Consider the following 15,428-nt stretch of genomic DNA (forward strand, 5'->3'; position numbering starts at 1 on the left):
AATCGTCGCCATCACCGTAATTTTTGCTCTTTTTAACATTTCTGTTTTACTGCGACTATCCTCATTATCAGTGGCTTGTTCACTTTCTGCCGCCCCACAATAATTATTATGATAAGAATTTACTTAGCTAAGCATTAGAGCTAAAGGAGGAACAATGTTCGGTTACAGTCTGTTTCGCCTGAGCCTGTTTATTGCCCTGGCAATAATCGCCTGTACGGCTACCGGGTTAATTACTTATTGGGTTGTTTCGGCCCTCGCTGAATAAACACAGCGATTGTGAATAATATGTAAAAGATAGCCTTTTACTTCGAGGGGAATACAGTGAACCGTTATTTTTCTCTCATCCCGCTTGTTATTTTAATAACAACGGCTTGCGATCGGAAAGCGCCAGAAATTACGCCGTTACCGCGGATGGTTAAGGTCGCTGAGGTAGTGGCTATCGGCGAGTCACAGCAGCGCGTATTCCCCGCCCGCATTGAGTCCGGAGACTCCACTGACCTCTCTTTCAAACGCGGCGGCCAGATTGAATCTCTTGATGTGCGCCAGGGAGCTAATGTGACTCAGGGGCAGACACTTGCCCGGCTTAACGCCCGGGAAGCGCAGCAGCGGGTGAATGAGCGGCAAACCGCCGCCACCCTCGCCCAGCGGCAATTCGATCGATTCCAGACCCTGGCCGGTCGTCAGGCGATTTCAAAAGCGGAAATGGATATCCAGCGAGCCAACCGCGACTCCGCTAATGCCGCGCTAAAAATAGCCCGGGAAGAGCTGTCGCAAACGACGCTAACCGCACCGTTCAGCGGCGTAGCCGCCAACGTTCCGGTACGTAACCATCAGGTGGTCGCCGCCGGACAGCCGATTGTCACCCTGACGCGAACCGATCTGCTCGACGTGGTGTTTAGCGTTCCGGAAAACCTCTTTACCGCGCTGGATATTCGCAACGCGCAGTATCGTCCGGTGGTTAAAATTAACGCCATGCCGGATCGCCAGTTTACCGCCGAATACAAAGAACATACCGGCAGCAGCGACAGCAGCACGCTCACCTGGCAAATCATACTGACCATGCCGCGACCTGCCGACTTCCCCTCGGTCGGCGGCGTGAGTGGAACGGTGACGGTTAATCTGGCGAACCTGCCCGCCAGCGCCGGCAAAAATGCGGTCGTGGTGCCTGTCGAAGCGGTGTTTAATCCGGATAATCGCCCGCGCAACGAACCCCACGTGTGGGTGGTTCAGGGCAGCGGCGATCGGCTCCATCTGGAAGAACGCAAAGTTGGCGTGGGTCAGATCACCTCACAGGGCGTGGTGATTACCGAAGGGCTCAGCGTCGGCGAACGCGTGGTGGCGGCGGGCGTCAGCGAATTACATGCGCAACAACCGGTTCGAATCTGGACGCGTGAACGAGGTTTGTAATGGATATCTCCCGCCAGTTTATTAACAATCCAATCCGCGTCTGGCTGACTATTTTACTGCTGGGCATCGGCGGGATCTTCGCTCTGCTGAACATCGGCCGGCTGGAAGATCCGGCGTTTACCATCAAAACCGCGGTGGTGATTACCCATTATCCCGGCGCTTCAGCGCAGCAGGTGGAAGAAGAAGTCACCCTGCCGCTGGAGAACGCGCTGCAGCAGCTGCCCTATCTCGATAACGTCAGCTCCATTTCCTCTAACGGCCTGTCGCAAATTACCGTCAACATCGCCTCGCACTACCACTCCAACGAGCTGCCGCAAATCTGGGATGAACTGCGCCGCCGGGTTGGCGACGCCGCTCGCCAGTTCCCGCCCGGCGTCGCTTCTCCGTTCGTGAATGACGATTTTGGCGATGTCTTTGGCTTCTTCTTCGCCCTCTCCGGCGAGAGCTTTACCAACCCTGAGCTGGTTCGCTATGCCGAGCAGCTGCGCCGTGAACTGGTGCTGGTGCCCGGCGTCGGTAAAGTCGCCATCGGCGGGGCGATCCCCCAGCAAATCAACATTGATATCTCATTGGCGAAAATGGCCGCCCGCGGGATTACGCTCAACCAGCTGGCGGCGATCCTCAGCCGGTTGAACGTCGTCTCTAACGCCGGAGAAATTAAATCCGGCAGCGAATCGATCCGCCTGCATCCCACGGGCGAGTTTGCCAACCTTGACGAGCTGGGCGATCTGTTAATCAGCCCGCACGGTTCGGGAACGGCGACGCGGCTGCGCGATATTGCCACGCTCTCGCGCGGGCTGAGCGAAACGCCCTCCAGCATTTACCACGCCAACGGTCGCCAGGCGGTCACCATGGGGGTGTCGTTTATCCCCGGGGTTAACGTGATTGATGTTGGCCGTGCGCTGCAAAACAAACTGGCGCAGATGTCGGCGGAAAAACCGGCCGGGATCAACATTGACCTGTTCTACGATCAGGCGGCGGAAGTCGCCCATTCGGTCAACGGTTTTATCACCAACTTTCTGATGGCGCTGGCGATTGTCGTTGGCGTACTACTGATCTTTATGGGCGTACGCAGCGGTATTATTATCGCCCTGTCGCTGGCGCTCAACGTACTCGGCACGCTGCTGATTATGTATCTGTGGGGGATCGAGCTGCAGCGTATTTCGCTGGGGGCATTGATTATCGCCCTGAGCATGCTGGTCGATAACGCTATCGTTATCGTCGAAGGCGTGCTGATCGCCCGCCAGCAGGGATCGACGCGACTTACGGCAATTAATTATGTGATTCGCCGTTCGGCCCTGCCGCTGCTGGGGGCCACGGTGATTGCGATTCTTGCCTTTGCGCCGATTGGGCTGTCGCAGGACTCGACCGGGGAATATTGTAAATCGCTGTTCCAGGTACTGCTAATTTCGCTCATGCTGAGCTGGTTCTCGGCGCTGACCATTACCCCGGTGCTCATTAAGTGGTGGCTGTTTAAGCCTCAATCGCAGCCGGTGGCGCAGGCCGATACCAACCCGTACGGCGGACGCTTTTACCGCCTGTATCAGCTGACTCTGCAGGCCCTTCTGCTGCGCAAAACCGTCACCCTGACCGTCATGGCGGCGCTGCTGGCCGCCGCTATCTGGGGGTTTGGTGCGGTGCGACAAAACTTTTTTCCCTCTTCAAACACGCCCATTTTCTTTGTCGATCTCTGGCTTCCCTACGGTACCGATATTGCGACCACTGAAAAGATGACCAGCGATATTGAGACTGCCATTAACGGCCAGCCCGGAGTCGTCACCACCGTGGCTACCGTCGGCCAGGGCAGTATGCGGTTTATCCTGACCTACAGCGGGCAACGGCAGTACAGCAACTATGCGCAGATCATGGTGCGAATGGACGACCAGCGCAGCATTGCCGCCCTGACGCAGCATGTAGATCGCTATATTGCGCGTAACTATCCGCAGGTGAACGCCAGCACAAAACGCGTGATGTTCGGCCCTTCCGGCGACAGCGCCATCGAGGTGCGGATCAAAGGTCCCGACCCAGACAGACTGCGCCTGATCGCCAGCCAGGTTGGCGATATCCTCTCCGCAGACCCGGCCACCGATGGCGTTCGCAACGACTGGCAAAACCGCAGTAAAGTTATCCGTCCCCAGTACTCCACCGCCCTTGGGCGCGAACTGGGCGTCGATAAACAGGATATCGATAACGCGCTGGAGATGAACTTCTCCGGCAGCCGCGCGGGACTGTACCGTGAGGGTGCCGACCTGCTGCCGGTGATAGTCCGCCCACCCGCCGCCGAGCGCCAGGATGCGAATCACTTAAATAACGTGCTGGTCTGGAGCCAAAGCCGCCAGCAGTATATTCCGCTCAGTAACGTGGTCAGCGGCTTTCACCTTGAATGGGAGGATCCGCTGATCCTGCGCCGCGACCGCAGCCGCGTGCTGACGGTGCAGACCGATCCCGACCCGCTCAGCAACCAGACCTCCGGGGATATCCTCTCCCGCGTGAAACCGCAGATCGATGCGCTGGTGCTGCCGCACGGCTACAGCATCGAGTGGGGTGGTGATGCGGAAAACTCCAGCGAGGCGCAGCAGGGACTGTTCACAACCCTGCCGCTGGGTTACCTGGTGATGTTTATCATCACCGTACTGATGTTCAGTTCGCTGAAAAATGCGATTGCCATCTGGCTGACCGTACCGCTGGCGCTGATTGGCGTAACGCCGGGCTTTTTAATCACCGGCATCCCCTTTGGTTTTATGGCGCTGATCGGTCTGCTCAGCCTGAGTGGAATGCTGATCCGTAACGGCATCGTGCTGGTTGAGGAGATTGAACAGCAGAAGCAGGAAAAAGAGCAGCAGGAGGCGATTATTTATGCGGCCACGTCGCGTTTACGCCCTATCCTGCTGACGGCATTTACCACCGTGCTTGGCCTGGCGCCTTTACTACTGGACGTTTTCTTCCAGAGCATGGCGGTTGTTATCATGTTTGGTCTGGGTTTTGCTACTATTCTGACGCTGCTGGTTCTGCCGGTAATTTACGCCTGTTTCCACAATAAGGACATGAAGCGACAACCATGAATAGTACCGGGTTAAATATTATCAAAACGCTGGGATGCATGACGGCGGTGACCTTCTTCACCATCTACAACACCTGGGATAGCTATGATTACGACTATCACTGGATCCTCGGGTTTTTGACGTTTATTTCGACTATCGCCACGCCGCTGTTTTTTGTGGTGGCCGGTTATCTCGACTCGCAGTCCCGCCACGATTCGCAGTGGCAAATGGGCAAAATCAAAAGCGTGGTTATCGTCTTTCTGTTCTGGATGACGGTGTACTATCTGTGGGAGCCTTATCAGCGCGGCTATCTTATCCAGCCGTGGTTTGTCTTTGCGTTTATCGTGATTTACACCTTTCACCCGGTCATCGAGTGGCTTAGCCAGCGGCGTAAACTGTTTTTTGCTGCAGTTTTCTCGCTGCTGCTGCTCTCGTATGGGTACGATCTTTTGTCCGCGCTGTACCCGGATATCCATGCGCTGAGCCTGGCGCCGCAGTATCGGCTATGGACATGGCTGCTGTTTTATCTGACCGGTCAGCTGTTCAGCGATCCGCTCGTCGCCGGCTGGCTCAGGCGCGAAAAAGTGGTTAAAGGGGCGATGATCGCCATCCCGTTTATTTATCTTTTCACCTGGTTTTACGAGCGCCATTTCTTTTTCGCCCTGTTTAAGGCCGACAGAAATGCCTTCATTCTTACCGGTTCACAAATTTATATTCTGGTCGTCGCGCTGGTGATTGCGGCCAACGGCGTTCGGTTTCGTAAAAACAGCGAGTTTAAAGAGGCCGTTCTCGCCACCATCAGCAAAACGATGACCGGCGTCTATATTCTCCACTACTCCATTTTTCACCTGCTCACCGCCTTTATCCCGATTAACTCACTGGGCACCAAATTAATGCTGATTGTTCTCACGTTTATCACTTCGGTACTGATTTCAATGCTGGCGCTGTCAAATTCGGTGGTGAAAAAAGTGATTACCATTTGACGTTCGCCGATTCAGGCCATGACCGCCAGCGCATTTAAAAACCGTAGCGCAGCCAGGCAAACAGCACGTTGCCGTTATTATAGGTGCCGGGAATATAGGTGAACTGCACGCTCAGACGGCGATAGCTGGCGGAAAAAAGCGGCAAAATAATCGGCAGGGGTACGTAGTTGGCAAAGTCATCGCGGGCGGTGATCCCGGCGGTAACGCCAAGTCCCAGACGAAAATCGCGGCGACTATCAAGATACCACCCCTTCTCCCAGCCGTAGCCGATTATCGGCTGCCACTCGTTATGCGAATCCTTGAACATCATGGCGTAGAGAGAACTCCAGTTGCCCTCTGCGTTATATCTGGAAACGCCAAAACCCCCGCCCCAGGGCATTTCATTATAATTATCCGTTTTCTCTTTATCGTACATAAAGCGGTTATGCCAGCTGAGAAACGGAAGATACAGATCGTAGTTTTGCGGCTCATTCCAGGTCTGCGAGACATCGTTTTTTAACCAGCTCCACCAGCCGCTGATGCGCTGCTCGCCATATATCTTCGTTTCAGCCTGTACCGAAAAGGCGAAAATAAACACAATTCCCCACGCTACCCGTAGACAACGTTGCATAGTTTTATCCTTAAAGAAGACCGCCCGGTGTTAATTCAGTTTGAGAACAAAAAACAGGCTTTGCAAATATCGGTCAACAAATTTTGTGCGCTGGCTGGCGATAATGGCAAGTCCAGTTGCGGCCCCATTTCAGGACAGAGAGAGCCGCTGCGGTGATTTCATTTCCTTGCTGGTGGGATTATGATGACGCTAATTATCCTTTCTGTCCGCAGTGATTGAGAAATAGATGGATTTCATCAGCATTATTATGTCGGCGGGAAAAACCTCCGTCGATGTGGCCCTTTATACGCTGCTGCCAATCATGGTTGTCATGCTCATCGTCATGAAATATCTGGAAGTACGCGGGGTGCTGGATGTCATCGTGCGCTGGCTCGCGCCGCTGCTTAAGCCGTTCGGCCTAACCGGAATGAGCGCATTTGCGCTGATTCAGATGAATTTTGTCAGCTTTGCCGCCCCGCTGGCGACCCTCGCCATTATGGATAAACGCGGCGCCTCGGACCGGCAAATGGCCGCTACGCTGGCAATGCTGTTTGCCATGGGGCAAGGCAACGTATTCTATCCATTAACGCCCTTTGGCCTGCACTGGCTGGCCTCTATCGTTATCTCCATTGTCGGCGGACTGTGCGCCGCCGCGGTGACCTGGCATATCACCGGCCGCAGGCTATCAATGGTTGAAAACGCGCGGGCCGAAGCGCTGCCCGAGGCCGAACAGAACAGCCAGGGGATTATCGCCGTGATTAACAGCGCCGGCTCCGACGCGATTCGCCTGGCGCTCGGCGCGGTGCCCATGCTGATCCTGTCGCTGGCTATCGTCGGGTTTATGCAGGCGGCGGGCCTGATTGAGATGCTCCAGCGTCTGCTCCTGCCGCTGCTGCTGTGGCTGAACATCCCGGTTAACTTCGTGCTCCCGGCGCTGGTCAAATGCGTGGCTGGCGGGACGGCCTATTTCGGCGTGATCTCTGAACTCGTGCAGCAGGGAAAAGTGACCATCAGCCAGATCAACGCCTCGGCAGGTCTATTAGTACAGACGTTTGACCTCCCGGGTATCGGTATCTTTCTGGGCGTCAGCTCGCGCTTCGTGCGCCTGTTCCGCTTCGCCGCCGCCGGCGCTATCGCCGGGATCGCCATCCGCACCGTGATGCACCTGACGCTATTCTGATGCCACCGACTCCGGACGGAGGCAGGCAGCGACATCAGCCTGCTCGCTGCAGGCAATATGATGGTCAATTCTCACCATCATCCAGGGGAAAAACGGGTTGGAGGTCACGCGCATCAGCGTATCCAGCCCGACGCTCAGCGTCGAGGTTTCCCCACGCAAAGAGATCGTGCCGATGCTGATCCCGTAGCGATTTTTCTCCGCCGGTTCCCGGCCATAGAGCGAATCGGTCAGCGGGAACGGCACCGCCACGTGCGACAGCGAATACATATCCTGCGGCCAGGCAGGATGCAGCGGCGTCACGGTTTCGCTTCGCGTTCCGGCAAGCGTGGTGCGGGCCACCGTCTCGTAGGTGTCGGGGGCAGCGTTAGTAATCACCGTGGTGGCATAGGGCCGCGGTGCCGGCGGCAATAACGTATTCACCGCCGAATAGAGCGAGGGACGGAATAGCGCGCGTAGATTCGCCGCCTGGTTAATATCGAAAATCACCAGTTCGCTTCCGTTATCCGGCAGATAGCGATACAGCGACTCTACCACCGCCCGGGTGCTCACCGTGGAGTCCATCACCGACTGAAACGTTAACACCGGCGCCAGTTCGGAAAGCCGATGATTTTGCGCCTCCTGCACGATTTGCTGCTGCAGCGCCTGCGACAACAGCCATGACTGCCTTGCGGCCTTAACCGGGAACGAATTGTATTTATAGGGATTGAATTCCGGGACGATATTCAGCCATGCCGCGCGGGCAAAAGCCGGAAATACCGAGGGTAAACCGGCCAGTCCGGCAAAACGCGCAAAGGCGGTGACGCCAATCATCGGCGACAGCAGGATTATCTGCTGCGGCCGGCGCAGCGCTTTATCCTCCAGGCTATCGAGAGCGTATTTTAGCGCCAGCGCCCCGCCGTTGGAGTAGCCAACCACGTGCAGCGGCACGTTATCCCCGGCCAGGCGCGTCGCTTCGCGCACCGCAAGACGGGTTGTCGCTATCCACGCCTCGCGGTCCACGGCGGTGAGCGCGCCCGGAGCCGTACCGTGCCCGGGCAGCCGCGGGGCGACGGCGACAAATCCCTGCTGCTGATAGCGCTGCGCCAGATAATGCACGCTATAGGGAGAGTCCGTCAGGCCGTGCAGCAGCACCACCGCGCCGCGCGGTTTGCCCTGCGGCAGCAAAATAAAGGAGCGATTCCAGTCGGGATGAAACTTATCCGGATAGACCAGGCTTTGTGCGTAAAAACGGTTAATCGCCGTTTTTTCATCGTCGCTCAGCGCATCGGTAATGTGGCTTTTCATATCGCGGAAAATCGTCGTTTCCCGCGTCTGGTAGTCAGCAAAAGTGGCGTGGTCAATCTCGCTGGCGGTCATTTCATTCGCCGTCCAGGTGTGCCAGCGGTGCAGCGCCGGGCCGCGCTGCGATTCGTAAATGCGGCCAATAAAAAAGACCACCACCACCACCAGTAGACCAATGATGGCTTTTTTCGCCATCGAGACCATTCTTAAGCCCGACTTATTCAGCAGCCGGGTAAAACGCATCATTGCCATATTTCTGTCCGAATTATCTCTTTATCCACCGGGTGGGATTATTACCCAGAGCGCAGCAGATCCTGCGATTCTCTTTTTAAACATAGACTAAACCAACTGCCTGTTCTTATTGTCAGATGAGATGCAAACAGGAATTATCGCCGGGGGTAACCGGTCAGGAATTAACAAATGGAATGGTGGATTAAAAAACTACGCGAGGCCACAACGTCTACACATACCTGGGCGGTTCTGCAAAGCGGCCAGTTAACGATTGTGGCGGAACTGACTCCCTGCGCCCGGCGTCTACAGGAAGGCGATAAGCTGACGCCGTTGGCGGACGCGCTTTACTGCATTAATAACGATAAAACCCTCACCGTAAAGGTGCTCAACGCCACCCATTTTAGCGCCGATCGCTGGGCCGCTATCGTCAATGCCCCCACCTGTTAATGGATAGTATCCAGCTTCAACGGGTTCTAATCTCAGTACTTTCTTAGCTAAGCGGGGTAAATTGTCCGACGCCTGTTTCAGTCTGTGACATACTAAGCACAACGTCAGCAGAGCAGAAATAAGGAGTAGGTCATGAACCAGAAAGCCGCCAGGCTGACCCCAGAAGAAGCGCTCACGCAACTCGAAGCGCTCTATGAAAAATCGGTCAATGCGCTGCGTAAAGCTATCGGCGAATATATTCACCATAATACGCTTCCCGATAATAGCGCCCGTGCGGAAGGACTGTTCGTTTACCCGGAGCTATCGGTATCGTGGGACGGCTCGGAGCATAAAGCCTTAAAAACCCGCGCCTGGGGCCGTTTTACCCATACCGGCTGCTATACCACCACCATTACCAACCCTAAACTGTTTCGCGCCTATTTGCTGGAACAGCTCACCATGCTGTATCAGGATTACGATGCCTGCATTACCGTCGGGCTATCGCAGCATGAGATCCCCTATCCGTACGTGATTGATGGCTCCGAGCTCACGCTCGACCGTTCAATGAGCGCCGGCTTAACGCGTTTTTTCCCCACCACCGAGCTGTCGCAAATTGGCGATGAGACTGCCGATGGCCTGTTCCACTCCACGGAATACTATCCCCTGTCGCACTTCGACGCCCGCCGCGTCGATTTCTCGCTGGCGCGCCTGCGTCATTACACCGGCACGCCGGTTGAGCATTTCCAGCCGTATATGCTATTTACCAACTATACCCGCTACGTCGATGAGTTCGTGCGCTGGGGCTGTAGCCAAATTCTCGATCCCGATAGCCCCTATATCGCCCTCTCCTGCGCGGGCGGGATCTGGATAACGGCGGACACAGAGGCCCCGGAAGAGGCAATTTCCGATCTGGCGTGGAAAAAGCATCAGATGCCGGCCTGGCACCTGATCACTAAAGAGGGTCAGGGGATCACGCTGATTAACATTGGCGTAGGCCCGGCTAACGCTAAAAACATCTGCGACCATCTGGCGGTGCTGCGCCCGGACGTCTGGCTGATGATTGGCCACTGCGGCGGCCTGCGCGAAAGCCAGACCATTGGCGACTACGTGCTGGCTCACGCCTATCTGCGCGATGACCATGTGCTGGATGCGGTGCTACCGCCGGATATCCCTATTCCGAGCATCGCCGAAGTTCAGCGCGCGCTTTACGACGCCACCAAGCAGGTTAGCGGAATGCCCGGCGAAGAGGTTAAGCAGCGGCTGCGTACCGGAACGGTGGTTACCACCGACGATCGTAACTGGGAACTGCGCTACTCGGCCTCGGCGCTGCGCTTTAACCTCAGCCGCGCGGTGGCTATCGATATGGAAAGCGCGACCATTGCCGCGCAGGGTTATCGCTTCCGCGTTCCCTACGGTACCCTGCTGTGCGTCTCCGATAAGCCGCTGCACGGTGAGATCAAGCTGCCGGGACAGGCTAACCGCTTCTATGAAGGGGCGATTTCCGAACATTTGCAGATTGGTATTCGGGCGATTGATCTGCTGCGCGCCGAAGGCGACCATATGCATTCGCGCAAGCTGAGAACCTTTAACGAACCGCCGTTCCGTTAAGCGTATAGATAACACGAGCAGAATAAACTCAGTCCGGATGGCGTGACATATTTACGCGGCCACCCGCCGGACTGAGCGTTAGAGAAAGAGAGTCATTCGGACCAGGGGATAATCACCATTACCCTTTCGCTATAAATTAAAACATTTATTTCTTTAGTGCTAACCATTTCTCTGACCGTAGCCACACTGCTTGTCTGAAAATATTATTGTGCAAACTTTCGTAGTTAAAAACTGCCACGCCGATTATAAAAGTAAATATTCCATTAACATATCTATATCAATTGCCGCATGGTCATAAAACGCACAATAGCAGACTAGGTAACACTTGAATTACGTCTCATAACCCCTTAAATTAATTAAAAAAATTTATGTGTAACAAAACTGCCATACAGAACAGGCAGCGCTCGAGAGAGATCAAAATAACCAAAGAGTTATCTATGGCCGCTACTCTGCTATCGAATCATCATTTAATAGCGTCAGGTTACTTACAACAAATATCTTGTTACTCAACCACAACAGATAAAATTGCACATGTCGACAATATGCAATCATGGATAAGCTTATCGGTCGCCATCAGCAATGTGCTATTTTCGTAAAAGTATGGAAGACAGTTTTATGAAATTAACCATAGGGAATATCCGCCTGTTTATTTTAATAGCAACTATTTTTTTCTGGACGGTCGCGATCGGGCTCGTTTCCCTTGTGGTATCCTGGTTTTAAAACCGTGTGCGAAGGCAAGGCCCCGGCGTTGCCACAATCGTGACTATGCAAGAGAAAGCAAAAAGCCCGCTTAAGTTTCCTTAAGCGGGCTTCTTAAATTTGGCTCCTCTGACTGGACTCGAACCAGTGACATACGGATTAACAGTCCGCCGTTCTACCGACTGAACTACAGAGGAATCGTTTGAACGAGGCGCATATTATCGATGACGCCCGATCTTGTCAAAGGCTGTTTGCATATTTCAAATCGTTTGCCGAAAAATCCTCCACTTTGCGCAAAAAGTAGCGTTTATCCGCTTATCACTCGCCTATTCAGCCTGCACCTGACTCTCCTCTGCCTGCGCTTTGGTACGCGGATATTTCCACAGCCACCGCCCGCTAACCATTCGACAGTAAAACAAAACGCCGCGCACCGCCCAGTCAAGCACCATCCCCAACCAGACGCCAATCACCCCCATACCCAGCACAATCCCCAGCGTGTAGCCCGCCACGACGCGACAGCCCCACATGCCGAGCATGGATACCCACATGGTGTAGCGCACGTCACGTGCGCCTTTAAAAGCGCACGGCAACGTCCAGGCCATCGCCCAAATCGGCATAAAGAAGGCGTTGAGCCACAGCAGCTCTTTCACCACCACCTTGACATCCTCTTCGCTGGTATAGAACGAAGCGATCAGGCCAGCAAACGGCGCGGTTCCCCAGGCGATCAGCGTCAATACGATCGTCGATAGCCAGAAGACGTGCCACGCCTGACGTTCAGCCTGGCCGATCTGCCCTTTTCCGAGACGCCTGCCGGTAATAATTGTCGATGCGGAACCCAGGGCGTTCCCGGGCAGGTTAATCAGCGCAGCCACGGAGAAGGCGATAAAGTTGCCGGCAATCACGTTAGTCCCCATCCCGGCAACGAACATCTGAGTCAGCAGCTTGCCGCCGTTGAACAAAACCGATTCAATGCTGGCGGGAATACCAATGCCCATCACTTCCCAGATAATGGCGAAGTTGAACGGCTTAAAGTAGCTCTTCAGCGAAATGCGCAGCGCCGGGTTAAAGCCGATCATTAATACCCAGATAGTAGCCACCGCGCCAATATAGCGGGCGATGGTTAATCCCAGACCCGCGCCGACAAACCCCATGCCGGGCCACGAAAAAATGCCGTAAATCAGGATGCTGCTGATAATGATATTCAGAATATTCATCCCGCCGTTGATCAACAGCGGAATTTTAGTGGTTCCGGCTCCGCGCAGCGCACCGCTGCCGATCAGGGCGATTGCCGCTGCCGGATAGCTCAACACCGTTAGCTCAAGATAGGTCAGCGCCAGGCCTTTCACTTCTTCTGTCGCATCTCCGGCGACAAAATTAATAATTTCCGCGCCAAAAGCATGGATAACCGCCGCGAGAATAATCGAGAACAGGGTCATTATCGCCAGCGACTGTCGCGCTGCCGCCCTTGCCCGCCGCCGGTCACGCTTGCCCAGACTGAAGGCTACCACCACGGTCGTACCGAGATCGATGGCGGCAAAAAAAGACATGATCACCATGTTGAAGCTATCGGCCAGGCCAACGCCCGCCATCGCTTCTTTACCGAGCCAGCTGACCAAAAAAGTACTCAGCACGCCCATCAGCAACACGCAGGCGTTTTCCAGCAAAATCGGGACCGCAAGAGGACTGATTTCACGCCAGTAGAGGACGCGATAGGTCTTGCGTTTTTTAAACCAGGACGTGCGTTCGACGGACTGGCGTAATGCGGAGGTGACGTTCAAGGGAGACCTTAGTGAGAAAAGTTGAAACTACATTTCAAATGATGATAGAGAAAAGCTAATCCTGCAAAGCATTTTTCCCGATAGATTGTCGCTAATAACAACAATTTGTTGATGGATGCGCCAGTTGCGCGGCGGAAGGCGAATTGATGTTTGACAAAAGTTTTTTCGCCGCTAAGATACGACTCCACAACGATTCCTCTGTAGTTCAGTCGGTAGAACGGCGGACTGTTAATCCGTATGTCACTGGTTCGAGTCCAGTCAGAGGAGCCAAATTCCTGTTTTCAGCTATCCTTGCGAATCTTTTTCAGATATTGATTCAACAGGCTAGCATGGGAACACATCCCGGTGCATTTCTGGTTTTTTCTCCTCCGTGCCGGGAAATGCGGGCACTATCTTTGTTGCGCATAGCATGTCCCACTTCTCCCTTAACAACACGCCAATTGTCAGCCTGAAGCCTGCGAAGATTTTCACATAGCACGAACGTTATCTTCTGGTTAATCCTGACGGCAGATCTGCATCGAGTGGCCGTTCCGTGCTTGAGCACCTCAGATGCACCCGGTAGCGGGATCATTTCTCTGTACGCAAGAGCTGAATCGATCATTATCAGCAGGGGCAATCATTTACTCGGCTGTCTGTTTTGCGGGGGCAATGATGGAAGAGAACAAAATGCACCAGTTGCATACCTGCTACTTTCACATTTATTCATCGATATATTGAAAGTAAAGAAATATCTGCTACAGGTATTCGCCAAAACTCCTGTCCTCACCAGACGTAGTGCGAGAATACGCTAAACGAGAGGATACGATTGAAGGCTATTATGTGAAAAATAAAAACTGCGGCCATAATCCGAGCAATGGCCTGCTCCCATTATCGCCAGTATGCCAGACAGCTTTGATTTTATATTGACAGAAAACTATCCGCTCAAGCCTGTTTCGGGCACATCAACGCACGTTGCAATGAGACAAGGTTTTAGCAAACAAAATATTAACGATACGAATCAGCATTTTTTTACCATCTGCGGTAAAAATCTTTTCTTAGTATCGGGTCCACTTTCACCATCGTCGCATAGCAACATTTTAGCAAAATTCCGATGCCATATATTCGATTCCATATTCGGCAAAGAGAATACCACGCCAGCGCTCCGTTTAACGCTTCATCACCATAAACTTTATTAATTTTCACTGGTATCTTCGAGTTTACCTTTAATATTCTCGTGTAATATATTTGCAGCCCTTGTACAAAGCTCAGCGAAAATAGCAATCTCTCCCTGCGACATACAGGATGCCACCTGCTCAGCCATTATGCGCCTGCTGGACTCTGCAGAATTCAGGAATTCAATACCCTTTTCCGTAATCCTCGTCAGCATTTCTCGCTTGTCGCTTTCTGCCGACTCCTGCTCAACAAAGTGCTTATCTTTCAACATCCGCAGGATCTTGGACATTTTACTACGCGCAAATCCGAGCTTTTCACCAATTGCGCTTGGAGTCATCGGCTGGAACTGACGTAAAATATACAACGTATCGTATTGCGGCCAGTTAATACCATCAGGATTAATCAACGATCGACGTGCAACAAGTACGCATTGCAAATTCCCTAAAGCATCTTCAAATTGACGATTCAATGATATTTCGCGCTCGGAACCACTAGCCACTTTTTTATTCATTTCCATACATTCTCCTGATGCCGTATACAATAAGTTAAGCTTACCATTTTACCATAACCCTTCAAGGAATGAAAAGTTATCATAACCTTCGCCCCCATTAATAACATAAGAATCATCCTGCTAATCCTGAAAGATATATTCTCTGTTCAAAACATCCTCATAATCTATTAATTCAGTTATCTTGCCATCATTTATTTCAATCACATTAACATATAACAAAGAGAACTGTTTCCCATCTGGCAGAGTATTCCCATGTAGTTTATATTCAACAATGACGACATCGGGATTATTCGTATAGTGGAATCGTTCATCCTCTATAGAGGTAAAGCGTAAGGGCGCAACGCCAAAGCCATTAGCATAGTGTAAGCGAATATTTTCACGGCCAACAATCACCTCTCTATTGCGACGGAAAGGCAACGACAAACGTCCATTAACAGAGAAAAGGGATGCCAGCTTGTCCGATGACTTCTCCATCACTGCCGAAATATATTTATCAAATAGTGCTGGAACCATTGTATTATCCTCTTGATGAAATTGATAAA

11 protein-coding genes and 2 tRNA genes are annotated in these 15,428 nt (G+C 53.2%); 7 read left to right on the top strand and 6 right to left on the bottom strand.

The annotated features are described in order from the left end of the window. Positions 1-321: 321 nt before the first annotated feature. The 3 genes from ABLV11_RS03795 to ABLV11_RS03805 are packed head-to-tail and all read left to right on the top strand — an operon-like array spanning position 322 to position 5,431. A complete protein-coding gene (locus ABLV11_RS03795; RefSeq protein ID WP_004103530.1) occupies positions 322-1,407 on the top strand; it encodes an efflux RND transporter periplasmic adaptor subunit in 1,086 nt (361 codons plus the stop codon). Further along, entirely contained in the window at positions 1,407-4,469 is a 3,063-nt protein-coding gene (locus ABLV11_RS03800; RefSeq protein WP_224250575.1) for an efflux RND transporter permease subunit, read from the top strand. Before ABLV11_RS03795 ends, ABLV11_RS03800 begins: the two co-directional genes overlap by 1 nt. 38 nt (positions 4,470-4,507) lie before the next feature. Then, complete coding sequence (locus ABLV11_RS03805; RefSeq protein ID WP_162556706.1) at positions 4,508-5,431, top strand: acyltransferase family protein; 924 nt, start codon at positions 4,508-4,510, stop codon at positions 5,429-5,431. A gap of 34 nt (positions 5,432-5,465) precedes the next feature. Here ABLV11_RS03805 and pagP read toward each other — a convergent pair whose 3' ends face one another. Further along, complete coding sequence (gene pagP, locus ABLV11_RS03810; RefSeq protein WP_004103536.1) at positions 5,466-6,041, bottom strand: lipid IV(A) palmitoyltransferase PagP; 576 nt, start codon at positions 6,039-6,041, stop codon at positions 5,466-5,468. 226 nt (positions 6,042-6,267) lie between these two features. Between pagP and ABLV11_RS03815 the strand changes: the two genes are divergently transcribed. Then, positions 6,268-7,200, top strand: coding sequence for a nucleoside recognition domain-containing protein (locus tag ABLV11_RS03815; protein WP_004103538.1), 933 nt, complete (start codon positions 6,268-6,270; stop codon positions 7,198-7,200). On the opposite strand, the gene ABLV11_RS03820 is transcribed toward ABLV11_RS03815, so the two are convergent. Then, complete coding sequence (locus tag ABLV11_RS03820; protein WP_172598517.1) at positions 7,192-8,727, bottom strand: alpha/beta hydrolase; 1,536 nt, start codon at positions 8,725-8,727, stop codon at positions 7,192-7,194. The two genes, ABLV11_RS03815 and ABLV11_RS03820, sit on opposite strands and share 9 nt — an antisense overlap. A 174-nt stretch (positions 8,728-8,901) precedes the next feature. Between ABLV11_RS03820 and ABLV11_RS03825 the strand changes: the two genes are divergently transcribed. Both ABLV11_RS03825 and ABLV11_RS03830 read left to right on the top strand, forming a co-directional pair. Next, on the top strand, positions 8,902-9,159 hold the full coding sequence (locus tag ABLV11_RS03825) for a histidine kinase (protein ID WP_204724351.1): 258 nt from the start codon (positions 8,902-8,904) through the stop codon (positions 9,157-9,159). Positions 9,160-9,291: 132 nt separating this feature from the next. Next, a complete protein-coding gene (locus ABLV11_RS03830; RefSeq protein ID WP_004103542.1) occupies positions 9,292-10,746 on the top strand; it encodes an AMP nucleosidase in 1,455 nt (484 codons plus the stop codon). Positions 10,747-11,566: 820 nt separating this feature from the next. Here the strand turns inward: ABLV11_RS03830 and ABLV11_RS03835 are convergent. Both ABLV11_RS03835 and ABLV11_RS03840 read right to left on the bottom strand, forming a co-directional pair. Next, positions 11,567-11,642: transfer RNA gene (locus tag ABLV11_RS03835), tRNA-Asn, on the bottom strand. A gap of 129 nt (positions 11,643-11,771) precedes the next feature. Then, entirely contained in the window at positions 11,772-13,223 is a 1,452-nt protein-coding gene (locus ABLV11_RS03840) for an EmmdR/YeeO family multidrug/toxin efflux MATE transporter (RefSeq protein WP_134882853.1), read from the bottom strand. A 194-nt stretch (positions 13,224-13,417) separates the two neighbouring features. Between ABLV11_RS03840 and ABLV11_RS03845 the strand changes: the two genes are divergently transcribed. Continuing rightward, a tRNA-Asn gene (locus ABLV11_RS03845) sits at positions 13,418-13,493 on the top strand. Positions 13,494-14,394: 901 nt separating this feature from the next. Here ABLV11_RS03845 and ABLV11_RS03850 read toward each other — a convergent pair. After that, positions 14,395-14,892, bottom strand: coding sequence for a MarR family transcriptional regulator (locus ABLV11_RS03850; protein WP_004103545.1), 498 nt, complete (start codon positions 14,890-14,892; stop codon positions 14,395-14,397). Between the two features lie 114 nt (positions 14,893-15,006). Then, entirely contained in the window at positions 15,007-15,399 is a 393-nt protein-coding gene (locus tag ABLV11_RS03855) for a nuclear transport factor 2 family protein (RefSeq protein ID WP_004103546.1), read from the bottom strand. Positions 15,400-15,428: the final 29 nt, after the last annotated feature.

Origin of the sequence: Klebsiella sp. GW_Kp181 (genome assembly GCF_040062315.1) — a bacterium.
Lineage (GTDB): Bacteria > Pseudomonadota > Gammaproteobacteria > Enterobacterales > Enterobacteriaceae > Klebsiella > Klebsiella oxytoca.

Bases quoted from the DNA above. Each gene is read 5' to 3' on its own strand.
- ABLV11_RS03850 (WP_004103545.1), bottom strand. From the start codon at position 14,892: ATGGAAATGAATAAAAAAGTGGCTAGTGGTTCCGAGCGCGAAATATCA.
- ABLV11_RS03855 (WP_004103546.1), bottom strand. From the start codon at position 15,399: ATGGTTCCAGCACTATTTGATAAATATATTTCGGCAGTGATGGAGAAG.
- ABLV11_RS03805 (WP_162556706.1), top strand. From the start codon at position 4,508: ATGACGGCGGTGACCTTCTTCACCATCTACAACACCTGGGATAGCTAT.
- ABLV11_RS03815 (WP_004103538.1), top strand. From the start codon at position 6,268: ATGGATTTCATCAGCATTATTATGTCGGCGGGAAAAACCTCCGTCGAT.
- pagP (WP_004103536.1), bottom strand. From the start codon at position 6,041: ATGCAACGTTGTCTACGGGTAGCGTGGGGAATTGTGTTTATTTTCGCC.
- ABLV11_RS03825 (WP_204724351.1), top strand. From the start codon at position 8,902: ATGGAATGGTGGATTAAAAAACTACGCGAGGCCACAACGTCTACACAT.
- ABLV11_RS03800 (WP_224250575.1), top strand. From the start codon at position 1,407: ATGGATATCTCCCGCCAGTTTATTAACAATCCAATCCGCGTCTGGCTG.
- ABLV11_RS03820 (WP_172598517.1), bottom strand. From the start codon at position 8,727: ATGATGCGTTTTACCCGGCTGCTGAATAAGTCGGGCTTAAGAATGGTC.
- ABLV11_RS03830 (WP_004103542.1), top strand. From the start codon at position 9,292: ATGAACCAGAAAGCCGCCAGGCTGACCCCAGAAGAAGCGCTCACGCAA.